This is a genomic window from Pantoea sp. DY-5 (assembly GCF_019795955.1).
Lineage (GTDB): Bacteria > Pseudomonadota > Gammaproteobacteria > Enterobacterales > Enterobacteriaceae > Pantoea > Pantoea leporis.
This window is the reverse complement of the sequence record NZ_JAIMIE010000004.1, coordinates 61,871-86,303: the sequence shown is the minus strand read 5'-3', so window position 1 is coordinate 86,303 and position 24,433 is coordinate 61,871. Positions and strand designations below refer to the sequence as shown.

Here is a 24,433-nt window from a genome sequence, read left to right as displayed (position 1 = left end):
TTGATGAGTTCTGCACCCTCCTCTGCACCACTCTTCAGCCGTTCCCAGCGTCGTTGTCATCTGTTACTGCTGCTATTTCTGCCCGCTCCCGCGTTGACGCTTGAAAAGCTCTGCCAGTTAAATGGCGTGGCGCCTGTTGTCGCCCGACAGGATATCGCGGATGTGGGAGAGGAGATACAGCGTTACCATCAACTGGAGCTACACCAGATGGTCGATGGCAGCTTCCGCATTCACGGGACGGAACTGGACAGGCGGCTGTGCCTGATCCATTGGCTGCGACGCGCGCTGCGTTTGTCGCAGGATTTTGTCTGCGAGCATTTTGCCCCGGTGCTGCGTCAGCGCCTGAAAGTCCTGAAAATCGAGAAAGCGCTGTGGGATGAAACCAACTTGCAGGCGCTGATTCAGCACTGCAGCCTGCGTCTGGCGCGCGACTTCAGCCCGCGCGACCGCCTGTTTCTGCAAATCTTCATGAAGTATGCGCTGTGCCAGCGCCAAAACGCCTTGTTCAATGACGGACAGCGCGCGTGGCTGGCGGAAAAAGTCGAACGTGCTGCCGCCGACGACGTCATCCATCACTGGCAGAAGCGCTGCCACTTAGCGCCGGATGTAAGCGAGACCGACTTCTGGACGCTGCTATTTAGCCTGATTCACGCGCCAACCGCTACGCAGCTGGAGCATCCGCAGGCAGTAAAGCTGATGCAGTCAGTGGAAGCGCTGATTGCGCGCTTTGAGCAGTTGGCACAAACCACCTTCAGAAATCGCGCCGAACTCACTCAGCAACTCTTTACGCATCTGGCGCAGGCGCTGGATCGCAGCCATTTTGCCATCGGCATCGATAACAGCGTGGCGCTGGATGTCGCACGACTCTATCCGCGCCTGCTGCGCACCACTGAACGCGCACTTGAGCATTTCAGCCGTAACTTTGCCACGCGCTTTAGTGCTGAAGAGATAAGTCTGGTGGCGGTGTTATTTGGTGCCTGGCTGATGCAGGAGAGTGCATTGCAGGAAAAGCAAGTGCTGCTGCTGACGGGCGCGGATGCGGCGCTGGAGCAGTTGCTGGAGCAGCAGCTGCGGGAAATGACGCTGCTACCGATCAACATCAGCTATCAGGACGTCGTGCATTTTCAGCGTGAAGGCGCGCCGCGCGATATCGCGCTGGTGATCACGCCGTATGCCATTTCATTGCCGCTGTTCTCACCGCCGCTAATCCAGGCGGAGCTGCCGCTGAGTCGTCATCAGCAGCAGCGTATTCTCCAGTTGCTGGAGAATTAAGCGGCGCGCGGACGCAGGAACAACGCCGGCAGCGCCACTAACGCCATCACCCAGAACAGATGTCCTTGCAGATGCGTAAACAACACGCCGCAAATCATAGTCATCACCGCAATACCGCCGCCCATGGCCAGCGCCGAATAGAGCGATTGCAGACGAATCACTTCCGCGCCTTGGCGCGCGGCAATAAACCGCATCGCCGCTAAATGGCAGACGGTAAAGCTGCCGCAGTGCAGAATTTGCGCCACGATCAGCAACGGCAACGCGGTGCTGGATCCCAGCATTGTCCAGCGGATAATGGCGCACACGCCTGATAACAGCAGCAGATCGCGCGCACTCCAGCGGCGGAACAGTCGGCTGCTGAGGGCAAAAATGATGATTTCAGCCACCACGCCCAGCGACCATAAATAGCCAATAATCGACGCGGAATAACCGCTCTCCTGCCACCAGATGGCGCTGAAGCTGTAGTAAGCCGCGTGCGCGCCCTGTAACAAGGTCACGCACAACATAAAGCGCCACACAGCATTTTCGCGCAGCAAATCACGCCATGCCTGCCAGCCACCGTCGGTTGACGTCTGACGTTCACTGCCCTGCGGCTTAGTTGCAGGCGTTAACATCATCCCACCCAACATGCTGATCGCGCCCAGTGACAGCAGCACCAGAATCGCCTGAGATGAGAACGCCGTGACAAGCATGCCGGTTAACGCGGAACTGATGACAAACGCCAGCGAACCCCATAAACGAACCGGGCCATAAGTCAGACCGATTTGCTGCGTCCAGGTGGCGGCCAGCGCATCGCTCAGCGGCACCAACGGTGAGAAAAACAGGTTGAAGCCAATCATCACGAACAGCAGCCACATCCACTGTTGCCCCAGCCAATAACCGATGGCGAACAGGCAGGTCATCAGCGCCAGCAGGCGCAGCGCGGTGATCAGCTGGGAGGGATTTTTTACCTGCGAAGCAATCAGCAAACTGCCGACAAAACGCGCCACCATGCCGCAACCCAGCAGCAGGCCGATTTTTTCCGCATCGAGTCCGGTGCCTTTTAGCCACACGCTCCAGAAAGGAAGGTAAATACCGTAACAGAAGAAGTAAGTGAAGTAGCCCAAACCGAGCCATTTGGCGGAGCCGATTGCCATATTCCCTCCAGCAAAAATGCTGCTGAGCAGCACGAGTGGGCGCTACTTTGTCAGAGCGCTGCCGCGACGGCAATAAAAAAGGATGGCTTGCGCCATCCTTTTTTGAACTACATAGAGAAGCTTAAAACTTACGCGTACACCGGCAGACGGCTGCAGATTTCCAGCACTTTCTGTTTGGTACGTTCGATGGTCGCTTCGTCGTTGATGTTGTCCAGCACGTCAGCGATCCAGCCAGCCAGCTCGCGAACGTCAGCTTCTTTGAAGCCACGACGCGTCACCGCTGGCGTACCGATACGCACGCCAGAGGTTACGAACGGGCTCTTCGGATCGTTAGGTACGCTGTTTTTGTTCACGGTAATGTTGGCACGGCCCAGAGCGGCATCGGCTTCTTTACCGGTCAGGTTTTTGCTGACCAGATCGATCAGGAACAAGTGGTTGTGTGTGCCACCGGAAACGATATTGTAACCGCGCTCCAGCAGAACTTCCACCATCGCTTTGGCGTTCTTAGCAACCTGCTGCTGATAAGTCTTGAACTCTGGCTCCATCGCTTCTTTGAACGCCACCGCTTTACCGGCGATCACGTGCATCAGAGGACCGCCCTGACCACCCGGGAACACCGCGGAGTTCAGTTTTTTATACAAATCTTCGTCACCGTTTTTCGCCAGGATCAGGCCGCCGCGCGGACCCGCCAGGGTTTTATGGGTGGTTGAAGTCACGATGTGGGCATGAGGAACCGGGTTCGGATAGACGTCTGCTGCGATCAGGCCCGCAACGTGTGCCATATCGACGAACAGGTAGGCGCCAACGCTGTCTGCGATTTCACGCATTTTGGCCCAGTCGCACACGCCAGAGTAAGCAGAGAAGCCGCCGACGATCATTTTTGGCTTGTGGGTTTGTGCCAGCTCAGCCAGTTCTTCGTAGTTGATTTTGCCGGTTTCATCGATGCCGTAAGGGATAACGTTGTACAGCTTACCCGACAGGTTTACCGGGGAACCGTGCGTCAGGTGACCACCATGCGCCAGGTTCATACCCAGAATGGTGTCGCCCGGCTGCAGCAGCGCGGTGTAAACCGCGAAGTTGGCCTGAGAACCGGAGTGCGGCTGCACATTAGCGAAATCTGCGCCGAACAGCTCTTTAGCGCGATCGATCGCCAGTTGCTCAACGATATCGACGTATTCACATCCGCCGTAATAGCGTTTGCCCGGATAGCCTTCGGCATATTTGTTGGTGAGCTGTGAACCTTGGGCCTGCATTACGCGTGGGCTGGTGTAGTTTTCAGAAGCAATCAGTTCAATGTGCTCTTCCTGACGCACTTTCTCTTGCTCCATAGCCTGCCACAACGCGGCATCATAATCGGCAATGTTCATATCACGCTTTAACATCCGGACTCTCCTGACTCAGCTAACTTTTTAACGGCAGTTTAGGCCCCGGCTAGGGGGCGAAGGCGAACAGTGTAAACGGTTTTGACAGGTGACGGTAGCGTCAATCCCCTCTTTTTGCGCAAACGATTGGCATGGCGCTGGAAGGGGTTTTTTACGCTTTTTTGCAAGCCAGAAAATCACGAAATTTGCTCACTTTCATGGCGAAAGAATTTCAGCTTTGCGCGCCAGCCCGCACCTTTCTTGCTTAATCCTTAATCACAACAAGGGATTTACAGGCGCTTCGATTACCCATAAGATGCATTTAAAATACATGTTTAAATTCACTCTGAGGATTTCACCATGCTCGACGCGCAAACCATCGCTACCATCAAATCGACCCTGCCCGCCATTGCCCAGGTTGGACCGCAGCTGACCGGCCATTTCTACCAACGTTTACTGACGCAACATCCTGAACTGAAAAACGTATTCAACATGAACAATCAGCGCAGCGGCAATCAGCGGGAAGCGTTGTTTAACGCCATTGTGGCTTATGGCAGCAACCTGGAAAATTTGGCCGTACTGTTGCCGGCGGTGGAGAAAATCGCGCAGAAGCATGCCAGCCTGAACATTCAGCCCGAGCAGTATGCGATTGTGGGTGAAAACCTGCTGGCGACGATTGATGAGCTGCTGCAACCGGGTGAAGAAGTGCTGACCGCATGGGGCAAAGCGTACGGCGTGCTGGCCGATGTGTTTATCCAGCGTGAAGAAGCCATCTATTCGGCCTCCGAAGAGAAAACCGGCGGCTGGCGCGGTGCGCGTGATTTTCGTATTCGCGCTATCAATCAGGAGAGTTCGGTGATCAAGAGTTTTGAACTGGTGCCAAACGACGGTAAGCCGGTGGCAACCTTTCTGCCAGGGCAGTATCTGGCCATCAGCCTACAACCGGCAGGCTGTGAAAATATTCAGCATCGCCAGTATTCGCTGACGCACCAGCCAAATGGGCAATTTTATCGCATCGCGGTTAAACGCGAAGCGCTGGGCAGCGTGTCGGGCTGGCTGCATGATCGTGCGCAGGTGGGCGATATCGTGCAATGCGCGGCACCAGCCGGTGATTTCATCCTGCAGGCTGAAGCCGCTACGCCGATTACGCTGATCTCTGCTGGCGTCGGCCAAACCCCAATGCTGGCGATGCTGGCTACTCTGGCGCAGCAGCAACATCCGGCGGCGGTTAACTGGCTGCACGCCGCGGAAGCCGGTTCGCAGCATGCGTTTGCTGAAGAGGTGAAATCCCTTGGCGCACGCCTGCCAAACTTCACCAGCCACGTTTGGTATCGGCAACCAGAAAGTGCCGATGCCGGGCGTTACGACGCGCAGGGCTTGATGGATTTGGCGAGCGTATCCTCCGCGCTGAACCAGGCCGATCGTCAGTTCTGGATCTGTGGTCCGCTGCCGTTTATGCAGTTTGTCGCACGTCAACTGGTCGATGCCGGCATCAATGCCGATCGCATCCACTACGAAGTATTTGGCCCGCACAAGGTGCTGTAAAACAAAAAAGCCTGCGCAAGGCAGGCTTTTACAGGCAATGCGCGAAGGGGCTTAAATCGCCTCTTCGTCCTCTTCACCGGTACGGATACGCACTACGCGCGCCACGTCAAAGACGAAGATTTTGCCGTCGCCGATTTTGCCGGTCTGCGCGGTTTTCATAATGGTTTCTACGCAGGTATCGACGATATCGTCACCTACCACCATTTCGATTTTCACTTTTGGCAGAAAATCGACCATGTACTCAGCGCCGCGATACAGCTCAGTGTGACCTTTCTGACGACCAAAGCCTTTCACTTCACTGACGGTCATCCCGGTGATGCCCACTTCCGCTAAGGCTTCACGTACATCATCGAGTTTGAATGGTTTGATAATTGCATCGATCTTTTTCATGACAGATCCTTTTTTACTCCCTCCATGATGGACGGATACCGTTAGTATAATTGTTCCTGACGCTGCCGCAGCAAGCTACTCTTTAAATTCGCTGGCGTCCAATTCATGGCGCGACAGCAGCTTATAGAATTCAGTGCGGTTACGTCCAGCCAGACGCGCAGCGTTAGTGACATTTCCTTTGGTCATCTGCAGCAGTTTACGCAGATAGTTCAGCTCAAACTGATTACGTGCTTCGACGAAAGTCGGCAGCGCGGTATTTTCCCCCGCCAGCGCCTGTTCAACCAGCGCATCACCGATGACCGGCGCGGTACTCAAGGCGACGCACTGTTCAATCACGTTGACCAGCTGGCGCACATTGCCCGGCCAGGCGGCGCTGACCAGCCGCTTCATCGCATCCACCGAAAAGCTACGCACGAAAGGTTTATGGCGATCGGCGGATTGGCGCAGCAGATGATTCGCCAGCAGCGGGATATCTTCAGCGCGCTCATGCAGTGCGGGAATTTTCAGATTCACCACGTTAAGACGATAGTAAAGATCTTCGCGGAAACTCTTCTTCTCCATCGCTTTGGGCAAATCGCGATGCGTCGCGGAAATAATCCGCACGTTGATATCCAGATCGCGGTTGCTGCCTAACGGCCGCACTTTGCGCTCCTGCAGCACACGCAACAGTTTCACCTGCAGCGCCTGTGGCATGTCGCCTATCTCATCAAGAAACAGCGTGCCGCCTTCCGCCGCCTGGAACAGACCTTCACGTGCGCTGACCGCGCCGGTAAAGGCCCCTTTAGCGTGGCCAAACAGTTCGGACTCTAAAAGTTGTTCCGGCAGCGCACCACAATTGATGGCGATGAACGGCTTGGTTGCGCGCGGGCTGGCGGCGTGAATCGCCTGCGCCAGCACCTCTTTACCGGTGCCGCTTTGACCGTTAATCAATACGCTGACGTCAGATTGCGCCACCATGTGCGACTGCTCCAGCAACCGCAGCATCTGCGGATTGCGCGTCACAATCGCTTCGCGCCAGCCGTCATCGCTGATCGGTGCGCGCTGGGCCAGCGCTTCATCTATCGCTTTATACAAAGCGTCACGATCGACCGGTTTGGTCAAAAAGCTAAACACGCCTTGTTGCGTGGCGGATACCGCTTCCGGGATCGAACCGTGCGCGGTGAGAATGATCACCGGCAAGCCCGCATGACGTTTTTGCACTTCGCCGAACAGCGCCAGACCATCCATTTCGTCCATGCGCAGGTCGCTGATCACCAAGTCGACCTTCTCTTTCTGCAGATGGCGCAAGGCTTCCGGCCCGCTGGCGGCCGTCGCGACCTGATAGCCTTCGCTGCTCAGACGCATGCCGAGCAGTTTCAATAAGCCCGGATCGTCATCCACCAGCAGTAAACGTGCGGCTTGTTTCATGGTTACTGATCCTCACTTTGCACATCGCTGCCGCCGTGCGATGTGTCGCTGCTGTCGGACGCTTTGCGCGACGACAGCTGGCGTTCAATATCGGTTAAACGCTCTAACTTGCGTTGGGTATCGGCCAGCGACTGACGCATTTTGGTTTGCTGCTGGCGCAGGTTATCCATCTCCGCATCATTACTCTGCTGCAAAGCGGCGTAGCGTCCGCGCGCTTCGCTCAGCTCCAGTTGGGCCGCCTGATTGCTGCGCCACAGCTGGAGCAGCGGACGCACCGATGCCGGATAAGCCGCGCTGTAACCGTCTAAGGTGGTGACGAAATCACGACGCTCAACTGGCGTGACGTTACCGTTCGCGAGCAAGATGCCCTGCTTGAAGGCGCGGGCCCAGCCTTGCACCGGCCAACGACGCGCTTCCGCCCGCGCTTCGGCCGGCGACAAACGCTCGGCGCAATCCATAGCGCGCTGCCAATAGAGCGGATTGCCTGCCGCGGCTGGCGTTTCGATTTGCCACACGTTTTGGCAATCGGTCGCCAGATAATCCGGCAGGCGCACCTCAGGTTCAGGCACGCTGACGCCATTATGCTGCGTACGATCTTGTGAGGGTGCCTGGCAGGCGCTGAGGCCGAAAACCAGCACTGCACTGGTCACAAGTTTGAATAGGGTTAATTTCATTAATCAGGCATTCCCGGCGCTGGTCGTCAGAATGATACGAAAACAGACATCCGCATCCTTGCGCGTTACCAACTGCAGATCGCCGTGCATCCTGCGCAGACAATCTTTGGCGATGCTTAAGCCCAGCCCGCTGCCTTTGACCGGCCCTTTGCGCTGTTGGCTGCCCTGATAAAAGGGCTCAAAAATCATCGCCTGCTCTTCAGCCGGAATCGGTGTGCCGGTGTTTGCCACCTCAATCCATACCTGGTTGCCCTTCTGCTGGCTCTGCAGCCAGATGTTACCGGATTCGCTGCCGTAGTTCACGGCGTTCGAATAGAGGTTATCGATCACCCGCTGCAGCAGCGTCGCCTCCGCCAGACAGTGATGCACTTGCAGATCAACGTGGGTGGTCATTTCACGCGCATTGGCTGGCAACGAGTGCACTTTTACCACCGAATCAATGATCTCATTTAGCGCCACGGGCTTCAGCGCCATCGGTCCATCGGCCAGCTTGCGGTTGTAATCGAGCAACTGCTCAATCAGCCGCTGTAAATGACGACTGCTGGTATCGAGAATCGCTACCACTTCCTGCTGCTCGGCATTGAGTGGTCCAGCGACCTGATCGGCCAGCAGTTCTGTGCCTTCACGCAGACTGGCAAGCGGCGTTTTCAGCTCATGCGACAGGTGGCGCAAAAATTCGTGGCGCTGCTCTTCCAGCCAGCTTAACCGCTCACTCAGCCAGACAATGCGCTGCCCCAGCGAACGAATCTCACGCGGACCACGGAAACTGCCGCTATCGCCCAGCGCCTTACCTTCGCCCAATCGATTAATCATGCGTTCAACCCGCTTCACCGGACCGATGATCATCCCCGTGAACAGCAAAACCAGCACCAGGCTAATCAGGAACAGAATCAGCGCCTGCCAGCCAAAAAACTGACCGCGATCGGCGATTTCACGCTGCAGCTGTAAGCCGCGCGAAAATACCACTTCTCGCGTTGCCTGCACCATTTGCGTGTTGGTATCGGAAAAACGCTCCAGCGCGCTGGCGGCTTGCGCCTCAGGATTGCCGTTATCGCACTGCAGTTGCTGCAGCGAAGGCAAGGTGGTTTGCAGTACTTTAAAGGAAGGTAGATCGGGCAAACTGGCGGCGTGACTGCTGAGCATTTGGCCGTAGCGCGTCCACTGCGTTTGATACAGCTTCGCCAGCGACGCATCGCCGAGCACGCAATATTGGCGGTAGCTGCGCTCCAGTTCCAGCGCAGTACGCGCCATCGCTTCGCTGCGACGCACATCGGTAAAGGTATTGCGGTTGGTATCCGCCGCCTGGTTGCTTAACGCCGAAAGACTTTCCCACGCTTGCCACGCCAGCACCAGTAACGGTAGCAGTACCAGCAGGAAAGCCATTAACACTAACTGCCGCAGGGATCGGGGAAACAGACGCCATTTCATCACAACCGCGCTTCCTTAAATGTGAGCTGCAGGCATGCTAGCGAAGTATCAAAACGTAAGAAAGGCCAGATATGAAAACGGCAGGCCTTTTGGCCTGCCGTGAGAGCGACGCCGCAGCATCGCTTGCAAAATAGGTGGAGCCTAACTCAACGTTGCGCCCGATGTTTGATAACGTTGCAAAGCAAACGATTATCGGTGAGGTGGACGACAGGCTCCGTTTGGTGCGTCATTCGGTTTTTATCAGCTCAGCCGCTAAAGCGGGGCAATCATAAACAGGTGAATGAGCCACGCAAGGAGTGTAGCAAGTATCGTGCCAATAAATAAATAGCGTTTATTATCAGAGGAATGCCAGAGACGAAGCACTCTCCCAGAGAAAAGCGGACCGGACGGTCTGTGAAAAGTGTCGCTGATTAGCAACGTGTTTGTCGTGGTAATTTATTGGATATAAAAATCAATGGGTTAAATGTCACCTTTTGACGACAACGTATTGGCGGGATTGTCGTTATTTTCCGACAGTTTGAAGATTATGCGGATTTCAGCAAGGTCGCCATGAATGGCGCCCCTACAAAACGCGCAGTAGAATAAAAAAGGCCGCTGTTTAACGGCCTTTGTTTTGCTTATCCCAACTGCTTACGCGCGTTGCGGAAGATACGCATCCACGGGCTGTCTTCGCCCCACTCTGCCGGATGCCAGGAGTTGCTCACGGTACGGAACACACGCTCCGGGTGCGGCATCATAATGGTGACGCGTCCGCTCTCGTTGGTTACCGCAGTGATGCCATTAGGCGATCCGTTCGGGTTGGCCGGATAGCTTTCTGTCACTTTGCCGAAGTTATCGACGAAGCGCAGCGCCACCAAACCTTTGCTCTCCAGCTGTGCCAGATGCGCGCCGTCACGCACTTCGACAAAACCTTCACCGTGCGATACCGCGATTGGCATATGCGATCCGACCATGCCATCCAGCAGCAGCGATGGGCTCGCCGCTACTTCAACCAGGCTGAAACGCGCTTCGAAACGCTCGGACTGGTTGCGCACAAAGCGTGGCCACAGCTCGCTTCCCGGAATCAGCTCGCGCAGGTTCGACATCATCTGGCAACCGTTACACACGCCAAGTGCCAGCGTTTGTGGACGATGGAAGAAGTTTTCGAACTCGTCACGCACGCGACCGTTGAACAGGATGGATTTCGCCCAGCCTTCACCCGCGCCCAGCACGTCACCGTACGAGAAGCCACCGCAGGCGACCAGCGCCTGGAACTCTTCCAGACCGCGACGGCCCGCCAGCAGATCGCTCATATGCACGTCAACTGCAGTAAAGCCCGCACGATGGAAGGCGGCGGCCATCTCTACGTGTGAGTTAACGCCCTGCTCACGCAGCACTGCCACACGCGGACGTGCGCCCGTCGCAATCATCGGTGCCGCAACATCTTCTTCTGGTTTGAAGGTCAGATGGACGTTCAGACCTGGGTCGTTATCGTCTTTCTTCGCTTCATGCTCCTGATCGGCACAGGCTGGGTTATCACGCAGACGCTGCATCTGCCAGGTGGTTTCTGCCCACCAGGTACGCAGCGTGCTACGGCTTTCGCTGTACACGGCGCTGTCGCCAGAGCGGATCACGAAGCGATCGCCTGGCAGGGCTTTACCAATCACGTGCAGGTTAGCGCTCAGACCGTGGTCAGCGAACACCTTCTCGACGGCTGCACGATCCGCTGCGTTGATCTGCAGCACCGCGCCCAGCTCTTCGGTGAACAATGCGGCTAACGCATCGCTGCCCAACGCGGCAATTTCGGCTTCGATACCGCAGTGACCGGTGAAGGCCATCTCCGCCAGCGTGACCAGCAGGCCGCCGTCAGAACGGTCGTGGTAAGCCAGCAGTTTCTGCTCGGCCACCAGCGCCTGAATGGCGTTGAAGAAGCCCGCCAGCTGCGTAGCATCACGCACGTCGGCAGGCTTATCGCCCAGCTGACGATAAACCTGCGACAGCGCAGTCGCGCCAAGGGTGTTCGCGCCGTTGCCGAGATCCACCAGCAGCAGCAGGTTGTCTTGATCCGCCTGCAACTGCGGCGTCACGGTGCGACGCACATCTTCCACGCGCGCAAAGGCGGTGATCACCAGCGACAGCGGCGAGGTCATTTCGCGCTGCTCAGTACCTTGCTGCCAGCGGGTTTTCATCGACATGGAGTCTTTGCCCACCGGAATGGTGATACCCAGCGCGGGACACAACTCTTCGCCGACCGCTTTAACCGCCGCGTACAAGCCCGCGTCTTCGCCTGGATGACCGGCGGCGGCCATCCAGTTCGCAGAGAGCTTAACGCGTTGCAGCGAACCAATGGAGGTTGCGGCGATGTTGGTCAGCGCTTCACCGACGGCGAGGCGACCTGAAGCCGCGAAGTCGAGCAATGCGACGGGTGCACGTTCACCAAGCGAGAATGCTTCACCGTGATAGCTATCGAGGCTGGCGGTGGTGACGGCGCAGTTCGCGACCGGAATCTGCCACGGTCCTACCATCTGATCGCGCGCCACCATGCCGGTTACGCTGCGGTCACCAATGGTGATCAGGAAGGTTTTTTCCGCCACGGTCGGCAGGTGCAGCACGCGATTCACCGCATCCGCTACGCTAATCCCGTCACGCTGCAGCGCTTCGCCGTTGGCCTGCTGGCTGGCAACATCACGCGTCATCTTCGGCGTTTTGCCCAGCAGCACGTCGAGCGGCATGTCGATTGGCTTGTTGTCGAAATGGCTGTCGGCGAGGTTCAGATGCAGCTCTTCGGTGGCTTCACCGATGACCGCATAAGGCGCGCGTTCACGCTGACACAGCTCGTCAAACAGCGCCAGTTTCTCCGGCGCGACCGCCAGCACATAACGTTCCTGCGACTCGTTACACCATACTTCCAGCGGACTCATGCCTGGCTCATCGCTGAGGATGTCGCGCAGGTTGAAGTTACCGCCACGATTACCGTCGCTCACCAGCTCTGGCATGGCGTTCGAAAGGCCGCCCGCGCCGACGTCGTGGATAAACAGAATCGGGTTGGCTTCGCCCAGCTGCCAGCAGCGGTCGATCACTTCCTGGCAACGACGTTCCATCTCTGGGTTGTCGCGCTGTACTGACGCAAAGTCGAGATCGGCATCCGATTGGCCTGATGCCATTGACGATGCCGCGCCGCCGCCCAGACCGATGTTCATAGCCGGGCCACCCAGCACGATCAGCTTGGCGCCGACCACGATCTCGCCTTTCTGCACGTGATCGGCACGGATGTTACCGATGCCGCCCGCCAGCATGATGGGCTTGTGATAGCCGCGCAGCTCCACGCCATTGTGGCTGTGAACGCGCTCTTCGTAGGTACGGAAGTAGCCGTTGAGGGCTGGACGACCAAATTCGTTGTTGAACGCCGCGCCGCCCAATGGACCTTCGGTCATGATATCCAGCGCGGTGACGATGCGATCCGGCTTACCGAAATCCTCTTCCCACGGCTGTTCAAAGCCCGGAATACGCAGGTTCGATACCGAGAAACCGACCAGACCGGCTTTAGGCTTCGCGCCACGTCCGGTTGCGCCTTCGTCACGAATTTCGCCACCGGAACCGGTCGCGGCACCCGGCCATGGTGAAATGGCGGTTGGGTGGTTATGGGTTTCAACTTTCATCAGGATATGTGCGGCTTCCTGATGGAATTCATATTCGCCCTTCTGCGCATCGGCGTAGAAGCGGCCAACCTCAGAACCTTCCATTACCGCAGCGTTGTCTTTATAGGCAGACAGCACGTGCTCAGGATTGTGTTCAAAGGTGTTCTTGATCATTTTAAACAGCGACTTTGGCTGCTTTTCGCCGTCGATAATCCAGTCGGCATTGAAGATCTTGTGACGACAGTGCTCGGAGTTTGCCTGCGCAAACATGTAGAGCTCGATGTCGTTTGGATTGCGGCCCAGTTTAGTAAAGGCATCAAGCAGGTAATCGATCTCATCATCAGCCAGCGCCAGGCCCAGCGTGGTGTTGGCCTGCTCCAGCGCGCTGCGGCCTGCGCCCAGCACGTCAACGCTTTTCAGCGGCTGCGGCTGATGATGAGCAAACAGCTGCTGCGCATCGTTGAGATCAGCGAACACCGTTTCCATCATGCGGTCATGCAACAGGCTCGCCAGCTGCTGCCACTGTGCTTCCGTCAGCTCAGGTGCCTGCACATAGAAGGCCATACCGCGCTCAAGACGCAAGACCTGTGGCAGATCGCAGTTATGGGCGATGTCGGTGGCTTTCGATGACCACGGTGAGATGGTGCCGGGACGCGGCGTTACCAGCAACAGACGCCCTTGTGGCGCGTGTTCGGCGAGAGAAGGACCGTATTTCAGCAGGCGTTGCAGGCGGGCTTGCTCATCCGCGCTGAGCGGTGCACTAACATCGGCAAAATGGACGTACTCGGCGTAAATATCACTCACCGGAAGGTGAGCGTCCTGAAAGCGGGTCAGCAGTTTGTTTACACGAAATGCCGACAGAGCGGGCGAACCACGCAGAATTTCCATCATTAAAGATCTCTCGTCTTTGAAGTGCCGGGCGACGCTTCATTGGGCGCAACAGGGGAAAACGGGCGGTATTATAGAGAAACAGCTCGGGTTACGAAACCGTTTGCGCATAAATTCTGGCACCTGGCGTTTGGCTGAATTTTGCACAATTCTTGCTATAAAAGTTGCCCTGCCCCTTTTTGTTGCGCAAAATGCCCCTCGCTCTGGGAGTTAAAACAACATAAATACTGCCTTTAAAAGACAGAGGCCTGTGAGCCATTACGAGACAACTATTTGAAACGCCTAAAAATAAACTATCTGTTTATCGGTCTGATCACCGTGCTACTTGCGCTAGCATTGTGGCCTTCAATCCCGTGGTACGGGGGCGGAACAGACGCGCTATCACAGATCAAATCACGCGGAGTGCTGCGCATCAGTACCGTTAACTCTCCGCTGACTTACTACACCATTAACAATGCACCAGCCGGTATGGATTACGAGCTGGCGAAGCGCTTCGCCGATTATCTTGGCGTGAAACTGGAAGTTGAGGTGCGTCCTAATCTCGGCGATCTGTTTGACGACCTCGATGACGGTAAAGCGGATTTGCTGGCGGCCGGCTTGATCTACAACAGCGAGCGCCTCGCGCACTACCAAAGTGGCCCGAGCTACTATTCGGTGTCGCAGCAGCTGGTGTACCGCATCGATAAGCCTCGTCCGAAGAATCTCGGCGATCTCAAAGGCCGCCTGATTGTGCAGTCCGGTTCGGCATATCTGTCAACTTTACGTTCCGCCAAAGCTGACAGCTATCCCGATCTCGACTGGGCGATCTCCACCGATCAGGGTCAGAAAGCGCTGCTTGAAGCGGTTGCTGAAGGCAAACTTGATTACACGGTGGGCGATTCAGTTACCATCGGCCTGCTGCAGCGCATTCATCCGCAGTTGGCGGTGGCGTTTGATGTGACCGACGAAGAGCCGGTCACCTGGTATTTACCGCGTAACGAAGACGACAGCCTGAGCGCGGCGATGCTCGACTTCTACAGCCAGATGGGCGAGGAAGGCACGATGGCGCGGCTGGAAGAGAAGTATCTCGGCCACGTTGGCACCTTCGATTACGTTGATACCCGCACCTTCCTGCGCGCCATTGATAACACGCTGCCGGATATCAAACCGCTGTTTGAGAAATATTCCGCCAGCATGGATTGGCGTTTACTGGCGGCGATCTCTTATCAGGAGTCGCACTGGAATCCGCAGGCCACATCGCCAACCGGCGTGCGCGGCATGATGATGTTGACGCGTAATACCGCCGACAGCCTTGACGTCAACGATCGCCTCGATCCCGAACAGAGCATTCGCGGCGGCAGCGAATATCTCAAGCGCATGATGGAGAAAGTCCCGGAAACGATTCCTGAAGATGAACGTATCTGGTTCGCACTGGCGGCATATAACATGGGCTACGCGCACATGCTGGACGTACGCAAGCTGACGGCGAAACAGGGCGGCAATCCCGACAGCTGGGCCGACGTGAAGCTGCGTTTGCCGATGTTGAGCCAGAAACGCTACTACACGCAAACCACCTACGGCTACGCGCGCGGCCACGAAGCCTATAACTACGTGGAGAATATCCGTAAGTATCAAATCAGTTTGGTGGGATATTTGCAGGAGCAGGAGAAGCGTTTAGCGCAACAGTCGGCGCTGGAAGCGGAGTTAGGCGCCGGTTACCCGGCGGTCGAACCGAAAATTGCCATGAATTAACCGGTGCGCTGCGCCTGACGCAGCGCCTTCTTCTGTTCGCGACGCATCCGGAAGAAGTCACTCAGCATCCCGGCACACTCCTCCGCCAGCACACCGCAATCAATCTGAATTTGGTGATTCATGCCGGGATGGCCAATCACATCCAGCAGTGAACCGGCCGCACCGGTTTTCTCATCTTTAGCTCCATATACCAGCCGCGTGATGCGGCCGTGCACCATCGCACCGGCGCACATCACGCAGGGTTCCAGCGTGACGTAGAGCGTGGTATCCAGCAGACGATAGTTTTCCAGTACTTTGCCGCCCTGACGCAGCGCCATAATCTCGGCATGTGCAGTGGGATCGTGCTGACCAATCGGCCGGTTCCAGCCCTCGCCAATCACCTTTTCGCCCTGCACCAGCACCGCACCAACCGGCACTTCGCCCTGCTCCAACGCGCGCTTCGCCAGTTCCAGCGCATAACGCATCCAATATTCATCAGTTTGTGGGTTCACCGGGCAACTCCTGCGGGCAATAAAGGCGGCGCATTATAGCGATGCTGCGGCAGGAATCGAAGCGTTATTCCAGCTGTTGCAGCTCACCGCGCGGCGTGACGCGCCAGCGGTGCTGACAGAAGAACAGCAGCGGGTTGTCCTGTTTGCTGTCGCTGTAGCCGCTATACAGTTGCAGCGGCGTGCCGATTTTCTCCTCCAGCTGTGCCACCTTTTCATGGCCGAGGCAGCGCATCGACAGCAAACGTCCGCCGCGGCCCGGTTTCATCTGGCTGGCAATCAGCTGTACGCGCGGTAAGAAGGCCGAGTCGAAATAGACTTGCTCCACCAGAGACTGCGGCGAACCGGTAATCAGCCAGACATCGGCATCGCTGCTACTGAGATAGTCGGTGAGTCGCTGCTGCACCACCGGAAACGCAGTAACACGCTGGCGGAACCACTCAGCGAATTCCGCCTCACGCTGGCGCAGACGTTTTTCGCTGTGGCCGAAGGTAATCGCCCACAGCAATAAACTCATTGGCCAGCGTGCGGCGCGCCCTTTGATTAGCATGCCAAGACCAATCACCGGTAACAGCGGTACCACCAGCAGCAGATTGATCGGCTGACGTCGCAGCAGATAGCGCATAAAGGTGCCAAACATGTCTTGCTGATGCAGCGTGCCATCGAGATCGAAAAATACCACGCGTCGTTGTGTACCCTTTGTCAAACAGCACTCCTTCTCTATCCTTCGCGGTTTCTGCACTACAGTGTAGCCAGCTTCGGCGTTCGAGGCGAAAGCTGCTATTTTTAATTCCAGTGACTACAATGCCATTTGAATAGTTTATTCTTCGCGTTTACGAGCTGTTTGCGGATAAAGGAATTAAGGATCGAACCATGAGTTCATTGCTGCGCATTCGTCAGCTCTACCCTCGACTGGCGCTAAATGAGCGCCGGCTGGCGGATTTTTTGCTGTCGCAGCCGGATCGTGCACGGCATCTCAGTTCACAAAAACTCGCTGAGGAATCGGGCGTTAGCCAGTCCAGCGTGGTGAAGTTTGCCCAGAAGCTGGGCTACAAAGGGTTTCCAGCGCTGAAGCTGGCGCTGAGCGAATCGATGGCCGATCGCGATGCGATTACCGTGCATAACCATATTCTCAGCGACGATCCGCTGAAAGTGGTCGGCGAAAAGCTGCTGACCGAAAAGATCTCGGCGATCCGCGCCACGCTGGACATCAATAGCGAAGAGAAGCTGCTGCAAACCTTGCAGCTGCTGAAAAATGCCAATCGTATTTTGCTGGTTGGCATCGGCGCGTCCGGTTTAGTGGCGAAAGATTTTTCGTGGAAGCTGATGAAGATCGGCATCAATGCGGTGGCGGAGCAGGATATGCACGCTTTGCTCGCCAGCGTGCAAGCGATGGCGCCGGGCGATGTGCTGCTGGCGATCTCCTATACTGGCGAACGTCGCGAAATCAATCTGGCGGCGCAGGAAGCGGCGCAGGTCGGTGCCGATGTGCTGGCCTTTACCGGCTTTACGCCGAATGCTCTGCAGCAGTGCGCCACGGTTTGCCTCTACACCGTGGCGGAGGAGCAGAGCACGCGCAGTGCGGCGATCTCGTCGACCAGCGCGCAGCTGGCGTTGACCGATCTGCTGTTTATGGCGCTGGTACAAAACGATCCTGAACGCGCCTCCAGCCACATTCGCCACAGCGAAGCGTTGGTGAAAAAGCTGGTCTGATGAGATCAGGCGCGTATAATACCCGCGCCTTTTCTGCTGTTATTGGACTTCTGCCATGGCCTTGCTCATCACCACCAAATGCATCAATTGCGATATGTGCGAACCTGAATGCCCAAACCAGGCAATCAGCTTAGGCGACGCGATCTATGAAATTGATGTCGACCGCTGCACCGAGTGCGTGGGCCATTATGATGTGCCGACCTGCCAAAGCGTCTGTCCGATTGATAACACCATCATTACCGATCCACAGCACCCGGAAAGCCGCGAGGCGCTGTGGGAGAAGTTCGTGGTGTTGCACCCTTAGTTCTCGATAATCACCGTTGCGCAGGCGTAATGGCGTTCATCCGCTAACGTCACATGCACATGCTTCACGCCGAGCTGGCTGGCAATCACCCTGGCCTGCTCAAAGAAACGTAATCCCGGTTTGCCCAGCGCATCGTTGTACACTTCGAACTGATTGAAGGCCAGGCCACCGCGAATGCCGGTGCCAAACGCTTTCGCTGCCGCCTCTTTCACCGCAAAACGCTTAGCCAGAAAGCGCACCGGTTGCTGGTGCGCCTGATATTGCTGCCACTCGGCTTCGCTTAATACGCGACGCGCCAGACGGTCGCCGGAGCGTTCAATGACGCCAGCAATGCGCTCGATCTCTACGATATCGCTGCCGAGCCCGAGAATCGCCATTAGCGACGCGCTTCCCGCATCAGCTGCTTCATTTCGCTGACCGCATCGGCCAAACCGCTGAACAGCGCGCGACCAATAATCGCATGGCCAATATTCAGCTCGTGCATTTCCGGCAATTCAGCAATCGGCTGCACATTGTGGTAAGTCAAACCGTGGCCGGCATTGACTTTCAGGCCGAGGCTGGCGGCGAAAGTCGCGGCTTTGCGGATGCGCGACAGCTCAGCCTGGCGCGCGAGACCTTCGGGCGCTTCGGCATAGGCACCGGTGTGAATTTCGATATAAGGCGCGCCGCTGGCAACCGCCGCTTCAATCTGGCGGTGATCGGCATCGATAAACAGTGACACCAGAATGCCGGCGTCGCTTAACAGGCGCACCGCAGCATTGATTTTATCCTGCTGACCCGCCACATCCAGCCCGCCTTCGGTGGTCACTTCCTGACGCTTTTCCGGCACCAGACAAACGAAGTGCGGCTTGATTTCGCAGGCAATGTCGATCATCTCGTCCGTTACCGCCATCTCCAGATTCATGCGCGTCTGGATGGTGTCACGCAAAATGCGTACATCGCGATCGGTGATGTGACGGCGATCCTCACGCAGATGCACGGTAATGCCGTCAGCGCCGGCCTGCTCAGCAACAAACGCGGCCTGCACCGGATCGGGATAGTTTGTACCACGTGCGTTACGTACGGTGGCAATGTGGTCAATGTTGACGCCTAACAGCAACTCAGCCATGACAATCCTTAAATGTGTTCAGTGTGTTTGCAGTGTACCGCGCTGAATATATCAGGCGGTACGACCAGCGCTAGTCGTTTGCCACATCGGGTTTCTTTTTTGGCACAAACTGGCGAAACAGTTCCTGACTCTTCAGCGGCTTGCCGCCTAGATAGGGTTTCAGCGCCATACGCGTAAAGCGTTTGGCGGCGCGCAAGGTATCGGCGTCGGGGAATTCGCGTTCCCACAACGCACGCAGCTGGCGGCCGGTAAAGCTGCGTTGATTGACCACCAAACTGGCAATGAATCCCTTCTCTTCGCGGTAGCTGTAGGTCATGCCATCAGCTACTTCTTCGCCGCTGCCGGCACAGTGCAGAAAATCCACGCCGTAGCCGAGATGCCCGAGCAGCGCCAGTTCAAAGCGGCGCAGCGCCGGTTCAGGCGAGCCGTTGCCTGCCGCCAGCGTTTGGATGCAATTCAGGTAATCGAAGAACATGTCAGAGAAGGGAATTTGCTGCTCCAGCACGCGCGACAGCAGCTCGTTGACGTAGAGCCCGCAATACAGCGTAATGCCGCTGAGCGGCAATGCCAGCGAAACGGCTTCGGCATTGCGCAGCGTTTTGACGTCACCACGTCCGCCCCAGCGCACCAGCAGTGGCGTAAAGGGTTGCAGTGCACCTTTTAGTTGGGAGCGGCGCGAGCGGGCGCCTTTGGCAAGGACGCGGACGCGCCCTTCGCTTTCGCTGAACAGATCGAGGAGTAGGCTGGTTTCGCTGTAAGGGCGACTATGCAGCACAAAGGCGCGTTGCCAGCCTTCCATTACTTAACCTTCGTCAGAGTAACCTAAGCTGCGCAGCGCACGTTCATCGTCCGCCCAGCCCGATTTCACTTTAACCCACAGTTCGAGATGCACTTTCGCTTCAAACATCTCTTCCATGTCTTTACGCGATTCAATGCCGATGGTTTTGATCTTGGCGCCTTTATTGCCGATGACCATTTTCTTCTGGCCTTCGCGCTCAACGAGGATCAGGCCATTGATGTCGTAGCCGCCGCGATCGTTCGAAACAAACTGCTCAATTTCGACGGTAACGGAGTAAGGCAGTTCTGCCCCCAGGAAGCGCATTAACTTTTCACGGATGATCTCAGACGCCATAAAGCGCTGCGAGCGGTCGGTGACATAATCTTCCGGGAAATGATGCTCAGATTTTGGCAGGCATTTACGCGCAATCGCCGCAATCGCGTCGACATTTTTGCCGCTTTCAGCTGAGATAGGGACGATTTCAAGGAAGTTCATCTGCTGGCTAAGGAACTGCAGATGCGGTAACAGAATACTCTTGTCCTGGATATTGTCGACTTTGTTGATCGCCAATACCACCGGAACTTTGTTATCACGCAGCTTGTTGAGCACCATCTCGTCGTCTGGTGTCCAGCGCGTACCTTCAACCACAAAGATCACCAGCTCAACGTCACCAATGGAGCTGCTGGCGGCACGGTTCATCAGGCGGTTGATCGCCCGTTTCTCTTCCATGTGCAGCCCTGGCGTATCCACGTAGATCGCCTGATAAGCGCCTTCGGTATGGATGCCCATAATACGGTGACGCGTGGTTTGCGGCTTGCGCGACGTGATCGACACTTTCTGCCCCAGCAACTGGTTCAGCAAAGTGGATTTACCGACGTTTGGTCGGCCTACAATCGCGACAAAGCCGCTATATGTTTCGAGTTCGCTCATTCGAGTCCTGACTTGGGCAGCGCCGCTTTCGACGCTGCAATGTGACTATTTATTCGAGGCCAAGCTTAATTAACGCCTGTTCGGCGGCTGCTTGCTCGGCTTTACGGCGGCTGGAGCCAATGCCCACCACCGGTTCTGCCATGCCACTCACCTGACAGTGAATGGTGAATTCCTGATCGTGGGCTTCGCCACGCACCTGTACCACCAAATACGACGGCAGCGGCAGATGACGTCCCTGCAAATACTCCTGCAGGCGCGTTTTCGGATCTTTTTGCTTATCGCCCGGACTGATCTGTTCCAGTCGTGAGTGATACCAGTCGAGAATTAACTTTTCGACGGTTTGAATGCTGCTATCGAGGAAGATGCCGCCAATTAAGGCTTCAACGGTATCCGCGAGGATCGATTCACGACGGAAACCGCCGCTTTTCAGCTCGCCCGGACCGAGGCGTAAACATTCGCCAAGGTCGAACTCTCGCGCCATCTCTGCCAGCGTATTGCCGCGCACCAGCGTGGCACGCATACGGCTCATGTCGCCTTCGTCCACACGCGGGAAGCGGTGATAGAGCGCATTGGCAATCACGTAGCTGAGAATAGAATCGCCAAGAAATTCAAGACGTTCATTGTGTTTGCTACTGGCGCTACGATGCGTCAGTGCCTGCTGCAATAAATCCGGATGAGTAAAAGTGTAGCCCAGTTTGCGCTGCAGCTTGTTAATGACGATGGGGTTCATGCTATTCCAGTTGTTCTGTGCGCCTATCACTGCATACGAAACAGGGCTGAGGTTCCAACCTGTTCTGTTTGGTGTGCACTGGCCTCCCGAAAGAGAGGCCAACCTTTTTTGAAGCTAATTAGTGAATCCCACCAATGCGGCTAAAGCGCACGCCGGTCGGCCACTGTCCTTCCTGTTTCTCGAAGCTCATCCAGATGGCCACCGCTTTGCCGACCAGATTCTTCTCGGGCACAAAGCCCCAGTAGCGGCTGTCGGCGCTGTTATCGCGGTTATCACCCATCATGAAATATTGCCCTTGCGGCACAATCCAGGTCGATTGCGGCTGGCCCGGCTGCTGATAATACATGCTTGCCTGACTTTGCGCTTCGTTTACCAGCAAGATATCGTGCGTTACGTTGCCCAATGTCTCTTTGCGGGTGCCGAGACGCAGGCCGCCCTTCATGGTTTCGCCCTGCGGCGCCTGGAAGAAGCCGTTGCCGGTTTCATTGCCATCAAAGCCGCTGAAGGTTTGAATGAAGTTACTTGGCTCAACGTTAGTGTAAGTCACTGGCAGCGCCGTGTCGCAACTGCCGCTACTGCAACCCGGATTGATGGTCAGGGTTTTGCTGTAAGGATCAAACACCACTTTATCGCCCGGCAAGCCAATCACGCGCTTGATGTAGTCCACGCTGGGATCTTTCGGGTATTTGAATACCGCGACATCACCGCGCTGCGGATGGCCAGTTGGTATCAGTGTGGTTTGGGTAATCGGATCTTTAATACCGTAAGCAAACTTCTCCACGAGGATGAAGTCGCCAATCAGCAGCGTTGGCATCATTGAGCCCGAGGGAATCTGGAACGGCTCAAAAATAAACGAACGCACGATCAACACCACCGCCAGCACCGGGAACACCGATGCGGTGGTTTCTACCCAACCCGGCTGTGCGGCTACTTTCGCCAGCGTTTTACTGTCGAGTGCGTTGCCGGCCTGCGCTTGCGCGGCAGCTTGCTTCGCACGACGCGCCGGTGCCCATTTAAAGCGATCGATACACCAGATAACGCCAGTGATCAGCGTTGCGATCACTAAAACCAGGGCGAACATGTTAGCCATTAAAAATCCTTATTTGCTGTCTTTACCGACATGCAGAATGGCAAGGAATGCTTCCTGCGGCAGCTCAACGTTGCCGACCTGCTTCATTCGCTTCTTACCGTCTTTCTGCTTCTGCAACAGTTTCTTCTTACGGCTCACGTCACCGCCATAGCATTTCGCCAGGACGTTTTTACGCAGCTGTTTTACCGTTGAGCGAGCGATAATGTGGTTGCCGATTGCCGCCTGAATCGCAATATCAAACTGCTGACGTGGGATCAGATCTTTCATCTTCTCCACCAGGTCGCGGCCACGATATTGTGAGTTATCACGGTGAGTAATCAGCGCCAGCGCATCAACACGTTCTGAGTTAATCATCACGTCGACACGCACCATGTCAGAGGTCTGGAAACGTTTGAAGTTGTAATCCAGCGAAGCATAACCGCGCGAGGTTGATTTCAGACGGTCGAAGAAGTCAAGAACCACTTCCGCCATCGGAATCTCATACGTCAGCGCAACCTGCTTGCCGTGGTAAACCATGTTGGTTTGCACGCCACGTTTTTCAATACACAGCGTAATGACGTTGCCGAGGAACTCCTGCGGCAGCAGCATGTGACACTCAGCAATCGGCTCACGCAGCTCGGCAATATTATTCAGCGGTGGCAGCTTCGACGGGCTATCTACATAGATAGTTTCACCGTCGGTGGTTTCCACTTCATACACTACGGTTGGTGCAGTGGTGATCAGATCCAGATCGTATTCACGCTCCAGACGTTCCTGAATGATCTCCATATGCAGCAGACCAAGGAAGCCGATGCGGAAACCGAAGCCCAGCGCCGTTGAGCTCTCTGGCTCGTAGAACAGTGACGCATCGTTCAGGCTCAATTTGCCCAGCGCATCACGGAACGCTTCATAGTCGTCAGAGCTGATCGGGAACAGACCGGCGTAAACCTGTGGCTTCACTTTCTTGAAGCCAGGCAATACTTTCTCCGCCGGATTGCGTTGTAAGGTCAGCGTATCACCCACCGGTGCGCCGAGGATGTCTTTAATCGCACACACCAGCCAGCCGACTTCACCGCAGTTCAGCTCGTTGCGATCAACACGCTTCGGCGTGAAGATGCCGAGACGGTCAGCGTTGTAGCTTTGACCGGAGCTCATGACTTTAACTTTGTCGCCTTTACGCAGGGTGCCGTTCTTAATACGAATCAGCGATACTACGCCAAGGTAGTTATCGAACCAGGAATCGATGATCAGCGCCTGCAGCGGACCTTCCGGATCGCCTTCTGGCGGCGGGATGTCACGCACCAGACGTTCCAGCACGTCGGGCACGCCGACGCCGGTTTTCGCCGAGCAACGCACCGCATCGGTCGCGTCAATGCCGACAATATCTTCAATCTCTTCCGCTACACGTTCTGGATCGGCAGCAGGCAGGTCGATTTTGTTCAGTACCGGTACCACTTCCAGATCCATTTCCATTGCGGTGTAGCAGTTTGCCAGCGTCTGAGCTTCAACGCCCTGCCCTGCATCGACCACCAGCAATGCCCCTTCACACGCCGCCAGCGAGCGGGAAACTTCATACGAGAAGTCAACGTGACCGGGAGTATCGATAAAATTGAGCTGGTAAGTTTCACCGTCCTGCGCTTTGTAATCGAGCGTGACGCTCTGCGCTTTAATGGTAATGCCGCGCTCGCGTTCCAGATCCATGGAATCCAGAACCTGCGCCGCCATCTCACGATCGCTCAGGCCACCACAAATTTGAATCAAACGGTCAGAGAGCGTTGATTTGCCGTGGTCAATGTGAGCGATGATGGAGAAATTTCGTATGTGCTTCATTTATATGAATATCTTCACGTAGAAAATCAGTGGG

At 56.1% G+C, this 24,433-nt stretch carries 21 protein-coding genes; 5 read left to right on the top strand and 16 right to left on the bottom strand.

Annotated elements, in window-relative coordinates; genetic code table 11:
• Window positions 1–3: 3 nt before the first annotated feature.
• Window positions 4–1,272: a stationary phase inducible protein CsiE gene (gene csiE, locus K5Y30_RS14055; RefSeq protein ID WP_222211833.1), complete on the top strand. Its 1,269-nt coding sequence runs from the start codon at window positions 4–6 to the stop codon at window positions 1,270–1,272.
• On the opposite strand, the gene K5Y30_RS14050 is transcribed toward csiE, so the two are convergent.
• Window positions 1,269–2,408, bottom strand: coding sequence for a 3-phenylpropionate MFS transporter (locus K5Y30_RS14050; RefSeq protein WP_222211831.1), 1,140 nt, complete (start codon window positions 2,406–2,408; stop codon window positions 1,269–1,271). The two genes, csiE and K5Y30_RS14050, sit on opposite strands and share 4 nt — an antisense overlap.
• A 128-nt stretch (window positions 2,409–2,536) precedes the next feature.
• On the bottom strand, window positions 2,537–3,790 hold the full coding sequence (gene glyA, locus K5Y30_RS14045; RefSeq protein WP_176971039.1) for a serine hydroxymethyltransferase: 1,254 nt from the start codon (window positions 3,788–3,790) through the stop codon (window positions 2,537–2,539).
• Between the two features lie 339 nt (window positions 3,791–4,129).
• Between glyA and hmpA the strand changes: the two genes are divergently transcribed.
• Window positions 4,130–5,314 carry an NO-inducible flavohemoprotein gene (hmpA, locus tag K5Y30_RS14040; protein WP_222211829.1) on the top strand — a complete coding sequence of 395 codons (1,185 nt, stop codon included), beginning with the start codon at window positions 4,130–4,132 and terminating at the stop codon, window positions 5,312–5,314.
• 51 nt (window positions 5,315–5,365) lie between these two features.
• On the opposite strand, the gene glnB is transcribed toward hmpA, so the two are convergent.
• From glnB to purL, 5 genes are all read right to left on the bottom strand, one after another.
• Window positions 5,366–5,704, bottom strand: a complete 339-nt coding sequence (gene glnB / locus K5Y30_RS14035) for a nitrogen regulatory protein P-II (protein WP_007886217.1) — start codon at window positions 5,702–5,704, stop codon at window positions 5,366–5,368.
• A 75-nt stretch (window positions 5,705–5,779) separates the two neighbouring features.
• On the bottom strand, window positions 5,780–7,111 hold the full coding sequence (gene glrR / locus K5Y30_RS14030) for a two-component system response regulator GlrR (RefSeq protein ID WP_101763469.1): 1,332 nt from the start codon (window positions 7,109–7,111) through the stop codon (window positions 5,780–5,782).
• 2 nt (window positions 7,112–7,113) lie between these two features.
• A complete protein-coding gene (qseG, locus tag K5Y30_RS14025; RefSeq protein WP_222211827.1) occupies window positions 7,114–7,785 on the bottom strand; it encodes a two-component system QseEF-associated lipoprotein QseG in 672 nt (223 codons plus the stop codon).
• Window positions 7,786–7,788: 3 nt separating this feature from the next.
• Complete coding sequence (locus tag K5Y30_RS14020; protein WP_101763467.1) at window positions 7,789–9,216, bottom strand: HAMP domain-containing sensor histidine kinase; 1,428 nt, start codon at window positions 9,214–9,216, stop codon at window positions 7,789–7,791.
• A 614-nt stretch (window positions 9,217–9,830) separates the two neighbouring features.
• Complete coding sequence (gene purL / locus K5Y30_RS14015; protein WP_222211825.1) at window positions 9,831–13,721, bottom strand: phosphoribosylformylglycinamidine synthase; 3,891 nt, start codon at window positions 13,719–13,721, stop codon at window positions 9,831–9,833.
• Window positions 13,722–13,991: 270 nt separating this feature from the next.
• Between purL and mltF the strand changes: the two genes are divergently transcribed.
• Entirely contained in the window at window positions 13,992–15,449 is a 1,458-nt protein-coding gene (gene mltF, locus K5Y30_RS14010) for a membrane-bound lytic murein transglycosylase MltF (protein ID WP_222211824.1), read from the top strand.
• Here the strand turns inward: mltF and tadA are convergent.
• Complete coding sequence (gene tadA, locus K5Y30_RS14005; protein WP_222211822.1) at window positions 15,446–15,940, bottom strand: tRNA adenosine(34) deaminase TadA; 495 nt, start codon at window positions 15,938–15,940, stop codon at window positions 15,446–15,448. The two genes, mltF and tadA, sit on opposite strands and share 4 nt — an antisense overlap.
• 64 nt (window positions 15,941–16,004) lie before the next feature.
• A complete protein-coding gene (gene yfhb / locus K5Y30_RS14000; protein WP_192232985.1) occupies window positions 16,005–16,643 on the bottom strand; it encodes a phosphatidylglycerophosphatase C in 639 nt (212 codons plus the stop codon).
• A gap of 167 nt (window positions 16,644–16,810) precedes the next feature.
• Here yfhb and K5Y30_RS13995 point away from each other — a divergent pair, with 167 nt between their 5' ends.
• Both K5Y30_RS13995 and K5Y30_RS13990 read left to right on the top strand, forming a co-directional pair.
• Complete coding sequence (locus tag K5Y30_RS13995; RefSeq protein WP_101763462.1) at window positions 16,811–17,650, top strand: MurR/RpiR family transcriptional regulator; 840 nt, start codon at window positions 16,811–16,813, stop codon at window positions 17,648–17,650.
• Between the two features lie 55 nt (window positions 17,651–17,705).
• On the top strand, window positions 17,706–17,954 hold the full coding sequence (locus K5Y30_RS13990; RefSeq protein WP_101763461.1) for a YfhL family 4Fe-4S dicluster ferredoxin: 249 nt from the start codon (window positions 17,706–17,708) through the stop codon (window positions 17,952–17,954).
• Here the strand turns inward: K5Y30_RS13990 and acpS are convergent.
• The 7 genes from acpS to lepA all read right to left on the bottom strand — a co-directional run bounded on the left by acpS (window position 17,951) and on the right by lepA (window position 24,399).
• Window positions 17,951–18,331: a holo-ACP synthase gene (gene acpS / locus K5Y30_RS13985; RefSeq protein ID WP_101763460.1), complete on the bottom strand. Its 381-nt coding sequence runs from the start codon at window positions 18,329–18,331 to the stop codon at window positions 17,951–17,953. The genes K5Y30_RS13990 and acpS overlap by 4 nt on opposite strands.
• Window positions 18,331–19,062 (bottom strand): pyridoxine 5'-phosphate synthase, encoded by a 732-nt coding sequence (gene pdxJ / locus K5Y30_RS13980; protein ID WP_007886179.1) that lies wholly within the window; start codon window positions 19,060–19,062, stop codon window positions 18,331–18,333. Before pdxJ ends, acpS begins: the two co-directional genes overlap by 1 nt.
• 70 nt (window positions 19,063–19,132) lie before the next feature.
• Window positions 19,133–19,861 (bottom strand): DNA repair protein RecO, encoded by a 729-nt coding sequence (recO, locus tag K5Y30_RS13975; RefSeq protein WP_008101510.1) that lies wholly within the window; start codon window positions 19,859–19,861, stop codon window positions 19,133–19,135.
• A 3-nt stretch (window positions 19,862–19,864) separates the two neighbouring features.
• Window positions 19,865–20,770 (bottom strand): GTPase Era, encoded by a 906-nt coding sequence (era, locus tag K5Y30_RS13970; protein WP_008101512.1) that lies wholly within the window; start codon window positions 20,768–20,770, stop codon window positions 19,865–19,867.
• Window positions 20,771–20,819: 49 nt separating this feature from the next.
• A complete protein-coding gene (gene rnc, locus K5Y30_RS13965; RefSeq protein WP_036620136.1) occupies window positions 20,820–21,500 on the bottom strand; it encodes a ribonuclease III in 681 nt (226 codons plus the stop codon).
• A 118-nt stretch (window positions 21,501–21,618) separates the two neighbouring features.
• Complete coding sequence (lepB, locus tag K5Y30_RS13960; RefSeq protein ID WP_101763459.1) at window positions 21,619–22,590, bottom strand: signal peptidase I; 972 nt, start codon at window positions 22,588–22,590, stop codon at window positions 21,619–21,621.
• 9 nt (window positions 22,591–22,599) lie between these two features.
• On the bottom strand, window positions 22,600–24,399 hold the full coding sequence (lepA, locus tag K5Y30_RS13955; protein ID WP_101763458.1) for a translation elongation factor 4: 1,800 nt from the start codon (window positions 24,397–24,399) through the stop codon (window positions 22,600–22,602).
• Between the last annotated feature and the right edge of the window lie 34 nt (window positions 24,400–24,433).